Here is a 1,472-nt window from a genome sequence, read left to right as displayed (position 1 = left end):
GCCCGCCACGCGCGGTAGGCCTGCGCGACGCGGCCGAGCTCGGCGTACCGACGGCCCAGGCGACGCGCGAGCGACGCGTCCGCGTGCACGGCCGGGTCGGCGAGCTGCGCCTCGATGTGCGCGTGCTCGTCGAGCAGTGGCTGCGCGGCGGCGTACGCCTCGCTCATGGGTGGCTCCTCCAGCCTCGACCGGTCAGCGGGACCCGGCGGGGGACGTCGGGCGCACAACGCAGCAGCGCCGGTACCCGGGCGGACACTGCCATGGAGGGCAGTCGTCCGCGGCCGGGCACCGGCGCTGCGGAGGTGCTAGTTGGCCGACTTCTTGCCGTAGCGCGCCTCGAAGCGGGCCACGCGGCCACCGGTGTCGAGGATCTTCTGCTTGCCCGTGTAGAACGGGTGGCAGGCGCTGCAGACGTCGGCGTGGATCTTGCCGCTCGTCACGGTCGAGCGCGTGGTGAACGTGTTGCCGCAGGTGCAGGTGACCTCGGTGACCACGTACTCCGGGTGGATGTCAGACTTCACAGGGCTTCTCCTTGTTGGGGTGTCCCCGGGTCCCGGCGCGCTGCGCGCACGGGTGAACCGCAGACCAACAGACGATTGTGCCAGAACGCGGACGGGCGTCGAAATCTTCCCGCTCGGCCTGCGGGGGCCGGCGGGGTCGGGCGCCGGGCGTCAGGTCGCGCGCGCGAGGGTGCCGATCTGCTCGCCCGACTCGTCGTAGACGACCAGCTCGTCCCCCTCGACCTCGCCGGTCGCCGCCGACTTCAACCAGTCGTCGACGCCTTCGCAGGCCATCTGCGTGACCGCCATGTCGTTGAACGTGACGTCCTGGTCCTCCCCCTCGGACCACGTGCCCGTCATGCGGTTGCACCCGTCGGTCCCGGAGACCGTGCCGTCCTCGTCGATGACGAGCTGCGGCTCGCCCTCGGCGTCCTCACCCCACGTGCCGACCGCGTCGGCGGGCTCCTCGCCCGCCGCGCACGCGACGAGCGCTGCCGCCGCCACCACTAGTCCGATCACGCCCGCTGCCGGACGTCCCCACGCGTACCGGTTCATACCGGGCACGCTAGCAGTGGCGCTCACGCGGTGCCCGGCGGTCGACCGCGCACCGTCGACCCGTTCGGAGCAACCGCGTCGCCGCAGGTCAGCGCGATTCAACGACCCGTATCTCACATCGTGGATTTGACGCGGTCGCCCTCCGTGGGACGCGCGCGGGGGCCCGGGCGCCCGAGGACGATGGACGGCACGAGCACTCTCACGAGGAGCTGAGCACCAATGACGGTGTGCCTGCACGTCTTCCGCGGCGACCCCGACGGCAAGACCCCTGTCCCCGGGACGTCCACGCTGCGCACGGCGACGTGCGTCCGCTGCGGTCGGCGCCGCACCTACCAGCAGCGCTGGCCGGGGCGCGACCGCGTGCCGAACGCCGCGCCCGACGCGTTCACGCCGCGGACCTGACTCCGCCGGGCCGCC

The 1,472-nt window shown here is 72.8% G+C and carries 3 protein-coding genes and 1 pseudogene; 1 reads left to right on the top strand and 3 read right to left on the bottom strand.

Going from position 1 to position 1,472, the window contains the following annotated elements; all coding sequences use genetic code 11:
* The 3 genes and pseudogenes from HGA02_RS21310 to HGA02_RS19100 form a co-directional block, all read right to left on the bottom strand.
* Nucleotides 1-167 (bottom strand): annotated as a pseudogene (locus HGA02_RS21310) (peptide chain release factor 1); the annotation flags it as partial.
* A gap of 138 nt (nucleotides 168-305) precedes the next feature.
* Entirely contained in the window at nucleotides 306-521 is a 216-nt protein-coding gene (gene rpmE, locus HGA02_RS19105; RefSeq protein WP_124342288.1) for a 50S ribosomal protein L31, read from the bottom strand.
* Between the two features lie 150 nt (nucleotides 522-671).
* Entirely contained in the window at nucleotides 672-1,082 is a 411-nt protein-coding gene (locus HGA02_RS19100; protein ID WP_343035629.1) for an META domain-containing protein, read from the bottom strand.
* 192 nt (nucleotides 1,083-1,274) lie between these two features.
* On the opposite strand from HGA02_RS19100, the gene HGA02_RS19095 reads away from it, so the two are divergent.
* Entirely contained in the window at nucleotides 1,275-1,457 is a 183-nt protein-coding gene (locus tag HGA02_RS19095) for a hypothetical protein (protein WP_124342289.1), read from the top strand.
* The last annotated feature ends 15 nt before the right edge of the window (nucleotides 1,458-1,472 follow it).

The organism is Cellulomonas septica (genome assembly GCF_012396155.1).
In the GTDB taxonomy this organism is placed as follows: domain Bacteria; phylum Actinomycetota; class Actinomycetes; order Actinomycetales; family Cellulomonadaceae; genus Cellulomonas; species Cellulomonas septica.
The sequence above is the reverse complement of the archived record's forward strand: the minus strand, read 5'-3'. Positions and strand labels throughout refer to the sequence as shown.